The following is an 18,945-nucleotide window of genomic DNA, read 5'->3' on the forward strand; positions in this document are numbered from 1 at the left end:
TCTATAGCTGGTGTTGTTGTATCCAGTTTAGCACAAAATTCTGAATATCATCCCTATTGCTCATGGGAATACCATGGTGATTCAAATAGGACCCCAGGGCACGCTTGAGGAGAAACAGCTCCATATCCACCGGGTCATAATCAGTCCGACTCTCGTTTAATACCCTTGAATCCAAGGCTTCAATAACTGAAACCAGATACTGGCTAATCCTGGCCATTTTCTCATAGTTTAAATGCTCTGGTACATCACTCTGCTGATGATAATGTTCCCAACGCCCGCACGTAAAAAACAGATAGGGTTCACCATGTTCCCGAAGGACGTGATGATCACTCAGATCTCCCACATAGCGATTCAAGGTGGCAATATTTTTTAGCCCATCTGGTAATTCGGCAGTCGTTAAGATATCAGCTATTTCAGGGTGACTCTCTGCACCAAAAATAAAGAGCAGTTCTTCCAATCCTTCCAGAGGGATATCGTGACCTACGAGATCCAGAACCAGCCCGGCATGGATGGGGTGCTTCAGCTGTTTTTCGTAGAAATTTGTGGAGCCCATGTGTTCGGATAAAAAGCGTGGGGGTTCTTCAGCATCTGGGAAAAGAAATATAATGTCTCTTTGCAAATTGACTCTCGTCAACGCCTCCAAAACGTCAAACCAGATGGCGATGGCGGCAGCATTGTCATCGGCTCCAGGTTGGTCACCACATGTATCATAGTGGGCCACAAGCAGCATTGGCTTTAAGTATCTATCTAATCCTACCCTCACTCCTGCAAGATTTTTGTATTGAGTTGATTCAACCTGATATGCCAACTCATAGGAATTCTCAAGATATGGTTCAAGACCAGCACTTTGCATACGTTCCTTCAAATACACTGCTGCCTGATCATGTCCAGAGCTTCCCACCTTGCGTGAGCCTGGCGAGGCTAATCTTTCAACATCAACTTGTAACTGTGATTGCATTCGGTTCCCCATTTATGATAGTGACACTTCAGCTTAATTCTCCATGTCACAATGGCAATGGAAAAACCTGAGATTTATAGAAATTGAAGCAATTTTTCGATGGTTATAGGCGCCGAGCCTTCATAATGGTTATTCACATTCAAATAGACATCCATGCCAGATTGATCCACCATTTTTCTTACGAGACGGGCAATCCCTGGAATTTCTGAATCCCTGGGCGCAACAATCTTATCCCATTTTTTTCCGGTTGTCTTCTCAATACCCTGTCGATCAGGACCAAGGAGCCTAACAATTGAGGTTCCATGGAGGAGGTGTGCATGATTGGTGTATACTTCTTGTATACCAGGCATGTAGTATCCCTGACAAAAGGTGTTGCCTATGTTATGTTCAGCCAAAATCTTGAAATATCCGTCATTCAGAAAGTTTGGATTTCTTAATTCAATGCACAGGGGTATGGATGTGTCAATTGATTTTAAGAAATTAACGAGTTGTTCGAAAAATAATTGAGGAGATGGCATTTTGAGTTTATTGAGATACTCGAACTGGAGATTTATAGCTCCAATCTGAGGATGAATAGCCCCCAGCGTACCAAGAAAGGCCTTATAAAGCTCTGGAGATAAAAAATGGGGGTTTGCTACCAGTTCACCAGCTGAATGACTTTTGTACAAGTGTGTGAGACTCAGACTATTAGGGGCCTTTATGACAAATCGAAAATCCTCGGGTACTGAACTCGCATATTCCTGGACCACTTCAGCTTTAGGTAGCACAACTTTATCAATTCCAAAAAGTGACCAGAACCATTGATCGATCTCCACTGACTTATACTTTTGTGCATATTCCTGCAGAAAGTTCTCGGGCTTGTTTGAAGTATACACCAGGCCTTCCCAGGAAGGGTATTTCCAACTGCAGGTACCAATGTGTAAGTGTCCGGCCATGAGAGAAGATAGATAAATTTCTGCAAAATCGAATAGAAGACCAATAGAATGACTTTGAACAAACCACCCATTTACCTGCTTTATTTTTCGCTTACAGTTGTATTAAACTGAGGAAATTAACGCCAGTTAAAAATATCCTCAGAGAATTTGGCGTGAAGTGCAAAATACAGGTTGTGGTACTGGTAGTCCAGGAAGCTAAAATCAGCATCTGAATAGTTCTTTAAAATATACCCCACACCGAGTTGAATGTTTTTATAAACAAGATAATCGACCTCTGCAGCGAGACCGAATGCGCCTTCACTGGTTGGCGACATATAGATATAGCGTGCATCGAAAATACCACTCCATTCATTGGTGTATGCATACTCGGCCCTTGACTGGAAGAAATAGGTCTGGGTGCTGATACTTTCATCAAAAACAGCATCATCATCCAATACATAGCGGGTAGCAAATCTCGATGCTAATCCAATTTTCCTATCAATTTGCCAGTAGGAATGAACTGAGAATATGTAGCGATCCTGACGTATTGGAATGGCAATCTGACTGTTCCGATCTGAGACGTAAGCGATCTTGGCCAGGGCATTAATTTGATCAGAATCCTGCGGTCTATATGCCACACCAGCCTGATAGTTTTCACGGGTCTGAGAGCCCATATTGCCAACTTTGTATCTATTTTCCCAGTGATCTAATTTTGCGATGGCACCGAACCCAGCAAAAATGCGCATATCCCCACCCAGTGTAATTACACGTTGGAGACTATTGGCGTCGTCTCTAACCTCATACTTACCAATGGCTTTCCAGGGCATCTCAGGGAGATACTCGAACGATAAAGCCATGGCCTGGTGACTTGTTGTTGGAATTTCAAATGAATCTACAGTAGCTGTATTTTCCAGGGAGACATTCACAACCAGGTCCTCACGCAAGTACCATTTGTTTTTCAAACCCAACGTGGCCCTATTACGCTGATCTCCAGTAATTCCACCGATTTCATATTTACCTTCAATATCAGTGTTTTCACCCACACTGGATCTAAAACCCAGGACGCTCTGACGATTCACTCCAGTACCCTGGATAAAGCGGTATTTCCAATAAACCTCGAGTTGCTCCGTTATGGGATAAACCAGTCCAACACTTGAATTGGTAGGTTTGGTTCTATTGGTAAGCGTCAAATTTTGTTCATGCTCAAATACAGCCTTGATATGGTCCAGGAGCAGTACATCATATTGGGCCTTGAGAAGATTGGAATAGTCTTTAGTCAATAGACTGTCTGATGCATCATACTTTTCCCGGAGTGCATTTTCATAGCCCAATTTAAGCGTTGAATTTTCCCTCACTTGACGTGCGACATGCATGTTAAACACACGACTATCTATGGTATTGGCGGTACCCAGGGATCCGGTTTGATCATAATACTCTGATGTGATTTTACCGTATTTTTTGGAGTCATATTTTGCATTTAAACCATATTTGAATGATCCGCGCTCAGTTCCAGCCCCTACCTGTGAGGCATTCACAAAATCATCACCCACATTGCGGATGTAGCCTTTTACATTTAATCCCGGGTAGGCATTGTGCACCTGTATTTCTGTCTTGATTGCGGTCCCCACAGAGATGCTATCGACAAAATCATTGGGATTACGGGATTGACCTAATTCAGCAGAAACGGTAATCATATCGTTTACAGGTACCGTGGCATCCACACCATAAAGCATATAGTTTGCAGTGGCACGCTCTTCGGTGAGAAAGGTGGTACCCACATTGATTTTTCCGTCTGGGCCTAGTTTGCTCTTATGACGGAATCCACCGATCCAGGATCGGGTATTTGAACCTTGATATTCATAGGAAACCACAATAAAAATTGGATTCCCTGCTCCGTCAAGAGATGCGACGGGTTGTTTAAACATCAATGTTCCATCGACGTAGTTGATTTCATAATCAAAAAAGCGGGTGAGGTTTTTGGTTTCCAGTACAGTCTCTGGATGATATCTATCTTTGGTGACAATACGTATTTTTTCGGAGAAACGCGTCATGCTACCATGGTTAAGATAGTAGAAACCACTAATACCCTCACCCCTTATTTCTTCCTGCTCCATAGATCTATCAGTCGCAGTTGCAAAAACTTGAATCTCATGATTTTCATAGAGATAGGAACCCAGCAAACCATTGAAGGTTCGGTTATAGGCAGTAAATTCGTTATCTGTCATGCTGGTATTAAAATCACCGAGCAAGACAAAGGATTCATTCTGTTCAAGTTTAGCAAAAAGTTTTGACCTGGATTGTGCGTCGAATGTGATGGTACTTGCATCACCAAATAAGGGATATTGTTCCTGGGGATCAACATCTACAAAGAGTTGATCGAGATACCCTCTATCTGTATCCAGAGAGGCTGTCAGTCGGAGACCAGGTTTGATACTCCCTTTGCCATAAAAGGCGGTTCGTCCGCCTACCAGCACATTATCACCCAGTTGGGTGTTATTCCTGTTAATGATGCCAAAATGGGGCAAAGCGTTTGGATCCTGCCCTGCACCCAGGGTAGATATACTACCACTGACGGCACCAACCAGGAGAAAAGGTTCTTCTGGAATGGTATAGCTGACATTGAATTGCTGGCTATAGCCTCCGGCCTGAAAATCTAGGGTCGAACGTTCAGTGGGTTCGTCTCCAGCCTGGATGCTAAGCGAAACATAGCCTGCAACCGCTTGCACCTGGTGTCCCGTGCTATGCTCATCAAAATCTTTATCAATCAAGGTTCCTGATGAAAGTCTCAAGGTTACCACCTTCACATCGTGGAGCTGATAGCCCCATTCATCGGATAATTCAAATTTATAGTTACCAATGCTTCTTCCATCGGCAGGCAGGATGATATCTCCAGAAACATTTTTAATCTGTCCCAGAGGTCCCAGGACGTGAATCTTTTTCTCAACTGTGAAGGTTCGCTCTGAGGCACCTAATGCTTCCACGCGGAGTGTAACTGGTCCAGCAGGCACTCGAACACTTAGAAAATCCAACAAACCATCAATTCTTATAATCTCACTGGCCACTTCAACATCGTTTATAAATAATGTTGCAGGTGATCCTGCTTTTCCAGCCACAGTGACTGATATATTATTCAGTTTGCTCACGGCATTGTCTTTTGGCTCCAGCATGAGTATCTGAGCAAAAAGTGTGGTGGATAGGAGTAGACCAGCCAGTATTGAAAACAGTCTATTCATTGCCGGATTCCGATTCTTGTAAATTTACTCTCAATACTTTCTCAATATTGCTGGACAGTGGTTGTCCTCCTTTGAACAGCTGAACATTCATGAAGAGTTCTCTTAGGCCTACAACACCTTCAGGAGCATGTAGTTTGACCGGTGAGACCACTTCCAGGCCACCAGATTCAAGTGTCTGACCCCAAGTTTTAAAGGTACCTGCAACATCAACATACTCTAAATCAGCAGGAAGCGCTAGTGTAATAGAGATAGAATCGGCTGTAGCATAGGCTGGATAGCTCATGTTCAGCAGAAGGGTTGATGACTGGTTAGCTGGAATGCCTAAGGCAGAATCAGGTGACATACTTTCAAAGGCGTCCACAGGAATAACAATTTTTTGTTTCAATGATTCTTTTATCACATCAAGTTCCAGTAAGGCAGCTTCACCCACTTCAGCATTCACCAGTACTTCGACTCGACGGTTGGTTGCGCGACCAACCCAGGTTTCATTGTCGCCAACAGGATAGTGAGGACCCAAGCCGTGAGTATGAATATTCTCAGGATTCAGGTTGTAATTTTCAAGGAGGAAATTCTTGACACTGATGGCTCTCCAATCAGACAGCAGCATGTTGAATTCCATGCTACCACGATTGTCTGTAAAACCTTCAATGACGATTTCGATATCTGGTTGCCATGAGAGGAAGTCACCCAGTTTGCGAAGGCTTGGCTCGGCCGAAGGTTTAAGATCTGCAGATCCAACATCAAACTGTGTCCCCTCAAGGATCATGTTAAAGGACAGGGTTTCAACCAGGGTTGAGATGCGAGTTTCCAATGTATCGGTCTGAATCAGGTTTCCGTCTTCATCCATGAGTTCAAGGTGAGCGGCAACTATACCAGTATTCTGAACTAATTCATAATCATCTGGTTTCATAGCTGCATCAAATTTTGTGTGTTTCTCAGCATCCCAGTCACCAAAGCTCCAGATATCTCGTGATTCACCACTGACAATGGGTTCCAGCTTGGTTGAATCAAGGATGGCGGTACCAGGCTTATAGATAAAACCTGGAGGTAATTCTTGGTGAAAACGTACGCTGCGAACAGGTATTTCGCCTGTGTAATTAATGTCATACATGAACTCGAGTTGGTTGAATTCAGAATCGTCTTCAGCTGCATTGTAGAACACCATTTCTACACGACGGTTGAGTGATCGCCCTTCTGGAGTACCACCGTCAGCGATTGGCTCTGAGGCGCCCATACCAACGGCAGAAATGCGAGATTCGCTGATGCCCATTGTTTGTATCAGATAGGTTCTGATGGCCATTGCTCTGGATTCAGAAAGTTCTTGATTATCTCTAAAACCACTTCCAGGCGCTACTGGGAGATGATCTGTATGACCCTTGATATCGAGATTGATCTGGGTCTGCCATTTCATCAAATCGCCAACATTTCTCAGTTCATTAAAAATTTCACTCTGCAGAGTTGCGGAACCAGAAACAAAACCGATTCTGATCAGGAGGCTCCAAGGTTTGTATACGAGGAGTCTAAATTCTTCAGTGAGCATCTCTGTTTTCATTTCCAGAGTTGACTCTTTGCTGAGGACACTGAAAAGTTCAAGTTTTTCTAGTGGAATGTTGATGTTTATGCTATCGCCTGAGTACAGCGTCACGTTCCACAAATTTGCCGGTAGTCCCAGAGAATCAACGGTAGAATCAACTGAGAAGAGTCTCCCATAAGAAGGCAAGCTGCTCTCGTCAATGCGCAGGGTCAGGTCACCCAGACTTGCTTTATTGAAAGTAAATCTACCAAGACTATCGGTCATGGTGGCTTTTTCATCATTCAAGACCATAACCAGGTCAGATTGAACTTCTTCATCTGGATCCATAATACCATTACGGTTCATGTCGTAGAAGGCAGTACCGGTTATTTTGCCAGGTACTGAAACTTGGCGTAGAGCAAAATTCGATTTGGCAATACTTGCTGCAGCGACTCTTACCATCTTGCTCTGAGTATCACCTAAATAATCTGGAGAATCGAGAATGATCTCGCTCAAGTCTGGGAGAGTACGTTCGTTAACCCGGATAACATGCATACCAGCTTCCACATCAGGAACACTGTATTTTCCATATTCATCTGTGAGGATCCTGGCACCATTTTCCATAATGAGCTCAATATCTTTCACAGTCTCTTCGTTCTCATCATGGATTCCGTTGGCATTGCTGTCATAGTAGACCTTACCGATGATGAGACCACGGTCACTAAACAGACCTGGCTTCACGACTACATCGGCAGTGGCGAGATTGGAAATCACAGGAAAACCTAAGAGGGTGTGTGCTCTGGCCATGACTTCATTGGTGTTGGTTCCCTCGCGGCTATTCATACCAGCAATAATGCGGTACTTCATCGTGAAGGATTCACCTGGTTGTAGGGTATCACCGATTGTCCAGGTCATTGCCAGACGTTTACCGACTGCTTCCTGAACATTTGGATCGGCTATTTTTGAGCCATCCAAATATGAGGTATTCTTACGGAATTTAAAGCCATATGGCAGCACATCTTCAACCACAAAATCATGGACAATGTCATCAGTACTGGTGTTGGAAATATTCACAGTATAAGTAACGACATCGCCAATTTCTATGACTCGACGATTGCTCTGCTTGGTAACCTTGAGGAAGGGGAAGATGATCTTGGTTTTCGCTTGCGAATTTGTATTTCTATTGCTCCATGTGCTATCGATGGTACTTGCAATCAGTGCCCTATTCTCAATCCATCCGAGACCAGCATCTATAGTGATCTTAGCCTCGAAATCAATATGGAGTGAGTCACCAAGTTGAATTCCACTTCTTGTGAAGTTCATTTCATTGGTGATGGGGTCCAGACCGATGTAATTCGTGTTCGCATCAGTAACAACTGTATTCGCGATTAGCTCCAGCCCATTGGGGAGGTAATCGGTTATAAATACTGAATCAATAAACGTAATATCCTGTGTACCAAAATTCAGGCTATAGTGGAGGGTGTCTCCAACTGCGGCCTCAATCTGGTCTACCTTTTTCACCATGTAGAAGGGTGAACTTCTCAGGGTGACATTTGCATTCACAACATATAGTCCTGGAGTGGTTAAATTAACATCCAGCCCACCATCGCTATATGAACTGATTCCATTGTAGACAACTTCCAAGCTGTAGGTACCAGGTAGCAGGTTAGTAAAGAAGTATCTTCCAGTGGTATCAGTATAAGTTGAATCCGTCATATGATGATCTGAAGCTTTGCCCAGTGTACCAGTAGTATCAATCACTTCACCATTCACGATAATCAGAATACTGTCTTCAGGGATGGGTTCTCCAGTAAGCTCATCATAAATCCAACCGGAAACAGAATTGAGATTGGTGACCAATGAACCTTCACTTGGTGTATTAATCTCTATTTCCTGTACAGTCTCATAAGGAATACCATTATCGCCAATCAAAGTGTAGATAATCTGATACAGATCGTCTCTATAGATTGGGATGAGATAGTAGCCGTTGGCGTCCGTACTATCGTGCCCAGCATGGGCCCCGGTAGCAACGGTTCTCAATTCGACTCTTACATTTTCTTGGGGAATACCTTGATAATTGAAGATAATCCCATCAAAGGCACCGATAATAAAGGTGACTTGGGTTGTGTCATCAGCCCATTCGGTTGGTGCAAAAACGGCTCTGGCATAAGGAGTTGCTACAACAGATTCGAAGGTAACTGTATCAGCAACCAATGTACTATAAGCCACACCATCGATGGTTGATGTGATCTGAGCTGAGTCGGGAATAGTTCCAAAGTCAGTATAGAAGTTCACATTTACACCATCTGGAACAGGATTGCCCAGGAAGGAATAAACATGAGCTGACAGAGTTGATGTAGCAGCACCATTTCCAAGAATAGTTTTGGGCTGTGCATCTACAACGATACTGAGCGGAAGAATGTTGGTTGTAAGTGCTTCAGCTGGAATGGCATCTGTTTCATTTGAAACCAACCAGGCGCGATTTCCAACTTGTTCACCGTGACCCAACAGGTCTGATACAGTAGTTGTAATGTTAAAGTGTTCAGCTTGCTCAACGTTCAGCGGTCCGATATACCAGGAAAGTGAATGCGAGGCTTCATCATAGATGTAGGTCCCAGTTGCGCTCAGGAAGGTAACTCGAGAATCGAGTGTATCCAGAATGCTGACTCCACTAGCATGGTCGGTCCCCCAGTTGGCCACAGCAATTTGATAATTGACAGTATCGCCGGGGAAGACTTCCAGATCTGCAGTTTTTGTAAATACAAATTCAGGAGCAGCCACTACGATGGCTAACCAGGTAGCTGTAGCTTGTAAAACCCCATCTGCATAGATGTAGGCAGTGTTTGGTAATTCCATACCATTGGGTAGTGGGTAGACAACCCTTACATCAATGGTAAACTCGTTTGCAGGTTCACTTCTTCTTGAAAGACGACTTGATTCACTTGAAGAGGCACCGCTGAATTTTCCAGCTGTGCGTTCCCCTTGAACCGGTTCGAGATCACCAACATTCCAGGTCACGGAGTGACTGGTAGAATCATAGACACCACCATTGGAGGCACCCATGAATTCAACATCTGCTGGCAGTGAGTCTACAACGACAACGTTAACTGCAGTGGTATCACCCTGATTCTCAAAAGAGAGGTCATATTGGATAAATTCACCTGCTTCTATGAAAGAAGTATCACCTATGAGTACGATGTTCATAATAGGAGCACGTACAATAACCATGTGTATATCTATACTTTGCTCACCTTGATCACAGCTTAGCAAACCAGAAACAGGAATGACAGCTTTTCCAACGAAATCATCTGGAACCTTAGCTGTAATGTCTATGACACCATTATCACCAGGAGTCAGATCTTCTAGATTCCAGGTAATAATTCCAGTTTCAGGATCGTAAGTATGTTCTCGTGACGCATTGAGATATTCCAGATCAGTTCCCAGTGTATCCGTAAGAACAACACCGGTGGCTGTTTCGGTTCCCAAATTGCGATAATCAAGGGCGAGTCGGATAGTGTCACCTGCCAGTACTGTTCTCGTTCCGCTAATATCCAGGAATAATCCTGGAGCTGAAAAGATTTCAGTAATGGATGTAGAATGGGACACACTTCCTTCAACACAAGATAGGTGTGCAGTATTTTCTAGCATGGTACCATCGACTACTGGATAGTCAACATAAGTGACCAGTTTCAGAGAATCAGTGGCACTTGAGGCAATCTCATTCACATTCCAGAGAATGCTGTGAGAAGCTTCATCGTAGGTAAAATCACCAGAGGTTGAACCAAAGGAAACATGTGCGGGAAGGGTATCAATCAAGGCTACATCATGAGCCATTGAGTTTCCAGTATTACTCATTATAAATGTGTAAACCAGTGAATCCCCTGCCTGGACAGTTGCAGATGATCGTTTCTCTAATGTCAATTCTGGGAAAGCAGCCAGTGACACAATATGGTCACCCCAGCTGGTTCCAGCATTGGCTGTAGAGATCCAAGCTCTGTTTGTGATTTCAGGTCTGGCTTCCAGAAGGGAGCCGACAGTTGTAACGACATTCAGGGTTATAACATTCCCAGCAATCAAAGTACCAAAAGACGGCCAGACAACTACGCCGTTTTCAATTGAGCCACCATGAGATGCAGATACAAATTCCAGAGGTTCTGGAAGTGTATCATGCACTGAGATGGCGTGCACAGGATCCGGTGAAGTATTATCGATAGTAATCGTAAACTCAACGGTATCACCAAAAGCATATTCCTCATCAGCAGCCCATTTACTAATGGTCTGAATCCAGGGATTTGCAAATGAATGAACTGAAGCTTCTTTTGAAACTCCCTGTGCATTCTCAACTGATGCAGTGTTGGTTAAGCCTGCATTGGCTGGCATGCTTGCATCAACAATAACATCGAGGGAGACATTAATGGTGTCTCCCGGCATCATTTCGCCAACATTCCAGGACACGGTACCATCCACAAATGCTCCCGCGTGGGATGCAGTTACAAATGAAATGTGTTCTGGCAATTCGTCATTAATGATTGTTTCAGTTGATGGGATATTGCCAGTATTGTATACACTAATACTATAATGAACTGTATCTCCAATAGCAGATACATCTTCACTTACTATTTTTGTAATCAATAGATCTGAATGTGCACCAATGTTTACATCAGCTGATTCACTAGCTAGAAGAAAACCATCAGGAACGGCCAACCAGGCTGTATTCGATACGACCTCATCGGCGGGCAGGTTTTCGTCAATCAGAACTTCAAGTTCAAATACCAGTGTCTGGCCTCCAGCGATGCTGGCGACGTTCCAAACTGCTATTTGATTTGATACACTGACCTCAGGTGTGCTTGAAATGATATCAAGACCGGAGCTCAGGGTGTCCGTGATAGTAAACGGTGCAGGGGAAGTATTTCCCGTATTTGTAACAGTGATTGTATAGGTCAAACTCTCGCCTGGTGCAATTACAGATGCACTAGCGGTTTTGGAGATTGCCAGTTGATACCCTTCAGATACGATCGTTACGATCTCATTTGAAGAGCCCACAAATGTTGTTCCGCTACCATCCTGATGGGATGACTGGGCAACATTTATGATCTCGGTACCAACTGGAACCTGACCAAAAACCACGGCCCCCATGAGGGAGACTAAGGCGAGGAATCGTCTCATCTACCGCTCACGGGATTCGTGTGGAGGGTTTTGAACCTAAAAATCACTTACTGACCTTCGATAACCTTAGTCTACGGTGACCTTGAAAGTCAGGATGCGCTGATCTGTATCATCTCCGCCTGTGACAGCAGCAATCGAGTCAAAGTCGAAGATTACAGAACTTGCAGCCTTGAAGGCTTCGTCACCTGCTCCATTAAGAGCATCATCATCACCAGTTCCATCGATGGTCATACTTTCAGCGACATAAGTCGTGTTGGTAGGAATGGCATCAGTCACAACTACTGTAGTTGCTACACCAGTACCACTATTGGCAACCAGGATGGTATATATCAGAGTGTCACCAGGTGCGGCTTCATTGGCATCACCATTAAAGTAAGTGAATCCACCGTGGGTCACTGATTTTACCAGAGTCAGAAGTGGAGCAGTACAGGTTGTACTGTTTGTATCAGTTCCAGAAACTGTTCCCGGCGCACCCTGTGAGATGGCAGTGATGATACTTGTATCGGTTGCTTCATCAGCTGTTCCAACGGGGATGGTACCAATTGCTATATAGTAGACAACCAAACCGGAAGTCATATTTCCAGTTTCAGTAACTGGCCCTGCAGTTTTTTCACCGGCAGAGAGGACACCATCTTCATCGGTATCTGCGTAGAATACCCAAGTTACATAATCTGTTGTATCGTCGAATGTGAAATTGTCAGTACCATTACCATCATTGGTAACTGTAAAGTCAAAGATCAGCGTATCTCCGGGATCGCCAGTATATGTATAAGGAGCATTCACACCGCCGTTGTCCAGAGAGACAGCATAGGTCTGATCAACTACAACTCCACCTGGAGGGAAAGTAACAGGATCAGTAGTTGGCACTGTACCTGGATACTCGTCCCCACCTTCATTCTCATAGGTGAGTTTTGGATTGTCAGCTGGGAATCCAATGGGTTCGCCTGCAGCCAGTGGAGCATCAACTATGGCAGCAAACTGAACACAGACCTCATCATCGACACCAGTTGTAAAACCAAGATCTGCTAATTGCAGTGTCAGGGTTCTCGTTGGGACGTCGTAGAAGTATGGTGGTGTTCCATCAGTTTCGATGGTTACAGCACTGCCACCATTGATCTTTACAGATGTCAAATCCAGAGTGGTATTTGTTGGCATGATAGTAACAAACACAGGATTATAAGCAATCTCAGAACCACCATTCGTGAAACATGACTCGTACACAATTGGCTCACCTGGAGCAGGTGTATTGTCACCAATGATTGTAGTTTCACCCGTTACTGTTGCAGCTTGCACGGTTGAGGTAAGTGTAATTGTGGCTGTTGAATCTACGGTAAAAGCAGATGTTGCTGTCAATGTGACAACGTGCTCCTCACCAGGATTCCCACCACCAGAAGTTACGTCTACAACCTTAATCAACAGGTCATAGCTACCCTCGAATGCAACGGCACCTGAGCTGGTTACTTCCGTGTCACCAGTATTTATGGTTCCACTGGCATCAGCATCGTGGTACACATAAAAATCATAAGTACCACCATCATTTGCTGCGCCTGTAGCTCCAATGGTGTAGGTGTCGCTACCATTACCAGTATTCGATAATGTGACGGCATACAGGGTTGAGTCCATCGCTGAGACTGGACTGGTAAGGTTGCTACCAAGACTCACACCAGCAACCTGGCTCACAGTGGTTGTCACCACAAGTGACTGGACCTGAGCCATGTCATTACCATTGGCATCTTTGTAATTACCAAAGGCCTGGTTTGAGATAACAGTGCCCTCTTCTGTGACGGCACTGGCTGTTGCAACTAATCCCATCAGGACAAGAGCAACGATTAAGAAGCGTGTAGGTTTCATTTTAAACCCTCCTTTTGTTAGCTTCTGTTGTTGTTTCATATTTTTTGATCCCATAGTGGAATCGTTTTTAAATATTGTTGAATGGGTCATTGGTTCACCACCACTAGAAATTCCATGGTTGATGTTTCACCAGGGGTGAGATCTTTTGAAATACTCCACTTGATATGACTGATCATTTCTGGTGTTGCTTCACGCTTAACCAGGATTCCCTTTGAATTCCTCACAGTGTAGTAAGGAGGCCAGGCCATGTAGGTACTGCCCTGATTCATCGAGAAGGTGATCTCAGTATCGTCACCTGTTGCACTCTTCGCGACATATGTCACACCTGCTGGAATTGGATCCACAATCTCAGGATTTTTCATCAAGCCATCACCAGTATTTGAGGCAGTTAGCAAATATCGCAACGTGTCTCCAGGGAAGTAGCTAATCAGAGTAGCATCTTTCTTTTCGGCTTCTGATAGGTTGATTTTTTGATCCAAGATATGGATGTCCAGCTTTGGAGTTCCTTGCCCCAATGCCAGCGAAAGAGTCATAATGGCACATATTGCGTATTTTGATATATTGCCTAACACATCTTTCATTTTTCTCTCCCTCAGCTCTATTTGTCCAACACCCTGATATATCTTTGCACTCTGTTTTTCTGATGCGTTCAGAGCCGAATTTTTAACCGATTCTGGTGTGAGAATTGTCACATCAGAATTGGATATAATCATCTGACCAGTTGGATTTTGAACCGATGTTTTTCTAGTTTTCTGAGGACCAGTTAGACTGCTGGTTTTAGCATTCGCTCCAGCATAATCGTTCTCAGAGGATTTCAGCCAATTCACTTTTTTAGAAACAGAATTTCTCTCTCTCATGATTTGGCTACTGTATGTTTCGTTTCTCGTTCTCATATTCTCTTCCTTATATAAGTCAAAGTATGTGCCACCAGTAAAAGCATCACTTTATATACTGTTATTATTGTATTTATGGGTATTTTTTTAAATGGTTTTATAGAAGGTCGATTTGACGTGTCACAATTTCTTGACAGGATGTGGCATCATTAGCATATTTATATTACATCGCCATAAATGATGCCAAATATTGTCACATCAGATTTATGCCATCTGAGGCCATTGCTGAGTAAGGATTTTAAGAATTTTTAAATATCAATCTGATTCACTTTTGTGAATTTCTCATCAATTTTGCGTTGTGCATATCCAGAGAGATATTTCGAGAATAAGCATATTTTTGTCTCTTATTTTTAACCCATTTTTGGGGATTCAAACACTCAGTTGTGATGTATTTAATTTGTGGAATTGTGCTAAAATGAGGATAATATTCCTCAAATTGCCACTGTCTAATCTGGTCAATTTAGAGTTGACATTAAGCTGATTTTTTATGCTGTTATTGCATGCTATATTTATTAGTTGCCATTAGCATTTTAATGATAAATTTTTTGCACTCGAATTTGGTGCCTAATATTTATGAGAAATTCTGTCATTATTTTCAATCCCGGGAGGAAAAACACCTGTATGGGAGGACCACTAGGTAGTATTCTATTTGCCATGTTTAGAGATATCAATCTTCTATGGCTGAATTTAATGTATATAGGCCTTTCCATGCAGATTTGGGATTATTTTACTATCCTTCATGATCCACAATCCTGCCACTTCGGCACTTCTCACGCACCCTCCTATCACTTTAAATCACCCAGAATCAAATAAAAATAATTTCAATAATTTTTATAATATCTAAAATATACTCAATTTATTAACCTTCTTTAAACTGTTTTATTTATTTGCACTTCGTAATAATTGCTTTTACGTAAGTAACGTTAGTATTATTACCATACTTACCAAATCTTTTTTGCACTCGCTTCACAATCTCTCAATACCACAATTTGTAGCCGCGACTTGGAACTTTTGTTTTTATGATGTTGATATACCAGTCCCCATCTATTTTTCCTTCACCATTGTTATCATTTATTTTAAGCTGTTATTTAGCCCCGTTCTCCCAGCATGTAATCCTTCATCCAATGTTCTACGTTCCTCTAGACGTGCTTGTTTTACCCCATACCCTCTTGACCGCAGACGATCCTATTTTGGTTGAAATCCGTATTTCTGAGATATTTAAGTCTGTATATCATTATGATATTCTATTATATCGAAACCTGCTCCATTTTCAACTCCATTCGGAGAGCACTATCTTTTATATATACATATAATACAATAAGTTAGGACATCCTCGAACCCATTGGCATGGCTATTGAGACTCTAGTTACCTTATTGACGCATCAAAACGTTGAGGAGAGCGAATGACAAGAGAGGGTAAAAAAGTTCGATCCAGGCATGAATATTCCGCCCGCATCAAGTCTTTTTTAACTCTGGATTTCAGCCCTCCCCCTCTGTTTTGAGTCAGCTTCCTATATACTTAGTCAGATTTTATCGCATCGGATAATCTCCACTGACTAGCCCCCTTGTTGATTCCCTGTCATCAAGGGGGTTTTCTTTTCTGAAACCAAGTTTATTGTTCAACTATTTGGCATGTTATATATATTGGACTAGTGTTTATTATTATCAATTACAGAGGATACTTCTGATGCCTTTTTCATCCAACCTTGAAAGTTATACAGATAAATTATATACCCATAAAGCCTTGAATTTCTTTTTAGACCTAAATGAAGCTGATTTGTCAGATGCTTCAATAAGAGATTTAGAGGCTGCTCTTAAAATAGCCCTCCATGATATGCAGGATCTAGAGAATGGTGCTATTGCTAATCCTGACGAAAATCGACCGGTGGGTCATTATTGGTTAAGGAACCACTCGCTGGCACCAACTGCTGAAATTACTAAGCAAATTGAAGAGACAATAAACAGTATAAAATCATTCGCAACTGCAGTTCACCATGGTCGACTACTCACCCCTCACGTAACTGTTTTCTCGCATATCCTATTAATAGGTATAGGGGGGTCTGCCCTCGGTCCTCAATTTATTGCTGATGCCCTGGACCCCAAAACGAGTATGACTATCCACTTTCTAGACAATACAGACCCCGATGGAATAGATCGGGTCCTTTCAGATCTCTCAGAGAAACTATCAGAGACCCTCGTTATCGTAATTTCCAAATCCGGTGGAACTGCTGAAACCCGAAATGGTATGCTGGAAACCCAGGAGGTGTTTACAAACCGAGGATTGGATTTCAGTAGGCAAGCAGTTGCAATTACTGGTCAAGATAGCCAACTATATAAGCTGGCTTCTGAGGACAACTGGCTATCCATTTTCCCAATGTGGGATTGGGTGGGTGGTCGAACTTCAGTGATGTCCGCAGTGGGACTCCTCCCTGCTGCATTGCTGGGTATAGATATTGATGCTCTTCTTGCAGGAGCTTCTACAATGGATGAGATCACCCGTTCCGGCGATATCTCTGATAATCCAGCTGCACTCCTGGCCCAAGCCTGGTTCATCCTCGGTGAGGGCAAGGGAAGTAAAGACATGGTTGTCTTGCCTTATAAAGACAGATTGCTCCTCTTCAGTAGATACTTACAGCAATTGATCATGGAATCCCTGGGGAAACGCCTGGATACCCAAGGCAACCTTGTACATCAGGGTATCGCAGTGTATGGAAACAAAGGTTCAACAGATCAGCATGCCTATGTGCAGCAATTGCGCGATGGGCTGAACAACTTCTTTGTCACCTTTATTGAGGTTCTTTCAGATCGTGAAGGTTCCTCCATCCTCGTGGATGGTCAAAATAGTAGTGGAGATTACCTATTCGGGTTTTACAAGGGTACTCAGACTGCGCTGAGCGCCAGTGATCGTAAATCTATCACCATCACCATCCCCGATGTATCACCGCGTAGCATAGGTGCCCTCATTGCTCTCTATGAACGCGCAGTCGGCCTCTATGCCACGCTGATCAACATCAATGCCTATCATCAACCTGGAGTGGAAGCTGGAAAAAAGGCTGCGGGTAATGTTCTGGAAGTCAAAAATGCCATACTTAAGCTCTTAAGTAGTAGTGATGATTTTATATCCATAGGCGAGATCAGTGAAAAGTTGTCTCTGGCAGGACAAGAAATTCTTATCTATCATATTCTCCGCCATCATGCTGCGAACCATCATCTGGACATCCAGGGCTCGCTGATGGATCCAGCACATGTGAAAGTTAAACAGGGCTAGTTCAAAACCCATTCACTGCATCTCAGTTGCTTGTATTTAACCAAAGGATAGCATAGCCCATGTCAGGCTGGCTCATTATATCATCAAAACAGAATCTGGAAATCACATCAAGTCTCAATTTTTCCCAACAGGGTTTAAAGAAACGGCACCGAAAAAAAGCCTTGGAGATTGAACCAGGCGATTACTTTTTCTACTACATAACAGGTGAACAGAAATTGGCCGCTGTTGTCAAAATTGATTCCTTTGTCACCGAAGCTTCAGATAAAATCTGGGTCAACCTGGGCAAAGATCCAGAGGAGTGTTATCCGTGGAGATTTCAAATTTCTCCCCATACGATTCTAGGTGAACAACGCTGGTTGAATATGTCTGACTTCTCAGATAAACTCCTTCATTTTAAGAAATGGCCTGCAAAAAACTGGCGATTGGGGTTGCAGGGTCAAATTCATGCGCTGCGTGATGAAGACACACTATTATTACTCAAAGTCATATCTGGCAGTTAATATTTTTTGAACCGGCTTCCTGACAAAGTTCGGTTCAATATTTGCAACAAGTCAGGCACATAAATTGACCATATTTTTACCCAAATTTTAAGGGTAGGCTTTCATTTGATAAATAACAATGGTCCGACTAGATTAGCTCTAAATAGCAAAAGGGATCTATCATGACTTTCAACTTAGATGCAAAAAAACATACATTGCGTTTGTTCCATCACAACGTAGCTATTGTTTCCTCCGGGAAGGCTGAAAACGCAGTAGGTGCAACGGTAACCTGGTTTACTCAGAGCAGTTTTGAGCCACCCCTGGTGACTATGGCTGTCAAGGCAGACAGCCGATTATATGAAGCAGTCAAAACCAATAAAAATTTAGTTATCAGTCTTGTGAGCAAAGATGATAAGGGATTGGCAGGCGCCTTTTTTAAGCCTGGTTCATGGGATGGGGATACCTTTGGTGGTTTCCCTGCAAAGACTCACGAATTGGGTGGAGCCATCCTGGAATCCAGTCCTGCCTGGCTTGCTTGTGAAGTTAAAACTATCGTTGAGGAGGGGGATCATCATATCATCATCTCCCAGGTTGTAGACTCAGGTATTCATAGAGAAGAAGAGAAAGCCATGTGTCTCTCTGAGACAGGCTGGCAATACGGAGGATAATT

At 43.2% G+C, this 18,945-nt stretch carries 9 protein-coding genes; 3 read left to right on the forward strand and 6 right to left on the reverse strand.

Going from position 1 to position 18,945, the window contains the following annotated elements:
- Position 1: 1 nt before the first annotated feature.
- From ISR87_05140 to ISR87_05165, 6 genes are all read right to left on the reverse strand, one after another.
- A complete protein-coding gene (locus tag ISR87_05140; GenBank protein ID MBL7024822.1) occupies positions 2-958 on the reverse strand; it encodes a M28 family peptidase in 957 nt (318 codons plus the stop codon).
- Positions 959-1,032: 74 nt separating this feature from the next.
- Positions 1,033-1,893, reverse strand: coding sequence for a DUF72 domain-containing protein (locus ISR87_05145; GenBank protein MBL7024823.1), 861 nt, complete (start codon positions 1,891-1,893; stop codon positions 1,033-1,035).
- A 116-nt stretch (positions 1,894-2,009) separates the two neighbouring features.
- On the reverse strand, positions 2,010-5,105 hold the full coding sequence (locus tag ISR87_05150) for a hypothetical protein (protein MBL7024824.1): 3,096 nt from the start codon (positions 5,103-5,105) through the stop codon (positions 2,010-2,012).
- A complete protein-coding gene (locus tag ISR87_05155; protein MBL7024825.1) occupies positions 5,098-11,784 on the reverse strand; it encodes a DUF11 domain-containing protein in 6,687 nt (2,228 codons plus the stop codon). The genes ISR87_05150 and ISR87_05155 overlap by 8 nt, the downstream gene beginning before the upstream one ends.
- A 66-nt stretch (positions 11,785-11,850) precedes the next feature.
- A complete protein-coding gene (locus ISR87_05160) occupies positions 11,851-13,635 on the reverse strand; it encodes a DUF11 domain-containing protein (GenBank protein ID MBL7024826.1) in 1,785 nt (594 codons plus the stop codon).
- Between the two features lie 86 nt (positions 13,636-13,721).
- Positions 13,722-14,528: a DUF11 domain-containing protein gene (locus ISR87_05165; GenBank protein MBL7024827.1), complete on the reverse strand. Its 807-nt coding sequence runs from the start codon at positions 14,526-14,528 to the stop codon at positions 13,722-13,724.
- A gap of 1,687 nt (positions 14,529-16,215) precedes the next feature.
- Between ISR87_05165 and ISR87_05170 the strand changes: the two genes are divergently transcribed.
- The 3 genes from ISR87_05170 (at position 16,216) to ISR87_05180 (ending at position 18,943) form a co-directional block, all read left to right on the forward strand.
- Positions 16,216-17,796, forward strand: a complete 1,581-nt coding sequence (locus tag ISR87_05170) for a glucose-6-phosphate isomerase (GenBank protein MBL7024828.1) — start codon at positions 16,216-16,218, stop codon at positions 17,794-17,796.
- Positions 17,797-17,855: 59 nt separating this feature from the next.
- Positions 17,856-18,296, forward strand: coding sequence for an EVE domain-containing protein (locus ISR87_05175; GenBank protein MBL7024829.1), 441 nt, complete (start codon positions 17,856-17,858; stop codon positions 18,294-18,296).
- Positions 18,297-18,457: 161 nt separating this feature from the next.
- On the forward strand, positions 18,458-18,943 hold the full coding sequence (locus ISR87_05180) for a flavin reductase (GenBank protein MBL7024830.1): 486 nt from the start codon (positions 18,458-18,460) through the stop codon (positions 18,941-18,943).
- Positions 18,944-18,945 lie beyond the last annotated feature (2 nt).

The sequence above is a fragment of the Candidatus Neomarinimicrobiota bacterium genome (assembly GCA_016784545.1).
In the GTDB taxonomy this organism is placed as follows: domain Bacteria; phylum Fidelibacterota; class UBA8477; order UBA8477; family JABMPR01; genus JABMPR01.

Coding starts and splice junctions, on each gene's coding strand:
- ISR87_05140 (MBL7024822.1), bottom strand. CDS start 958: ATGCAATCACAGTTACAAGTTGATGTTGAAAGATTAGCCTCGCCAGGC.
- ISR87_05145 (MBL7024823.1), bottom strand. CDS start 1,893: ATGGCCGGACACTTACACATTGGTACCTGCAGTTGGAAATACCCTTCC.
- ISR87_05150 (MBL7024824.1), bottom strand. CDS start 5,105: ATGAATAGACTGTTTTCAATACTGGCTGGTCTACTCCTATCCACCACA.
- ISR87_05155 (MBL7024825.1), bottom strand. CDS start 11,784: ATGAGACGATTCCTCGCCTTAGTCTCCCTCATGGGGGCCGTGGTTTTT.
- ISR87_05160 (MBL7024826.1), bottom strand. CDS start 13,635: ATGAAACCTACACGCTTCTTAATCGTTGCTCTTGTCCTGATGGGATTA.
- ISR87_05165 (MBL7024827.1), bottom strand. CDS start 14,528: ATGAGAACGAGAAACGAAACATACAGTAGCCAAATCATGAGAGAGAGA.
- ISR87_05170 (MBL7024828.1), top strand. CDS start 16,216: ATGCCTTTTTCATCCAACCTTGAAAGTTATACAGATAAATTATATACC.
- ISR87_05175 (MBL7024829.1), top strand. CDS start 17,856: ATGTCAGGCTGGCTCATTATATCATCAAAACAGAATCTGGAAATCACA.
- ISR87_05180 (MBL7024830.1), top strand. CDS start 18,458: ATGACTTTCAACTTAGATGCAAAAAAACATACATTGCGTTTGTTCCAT.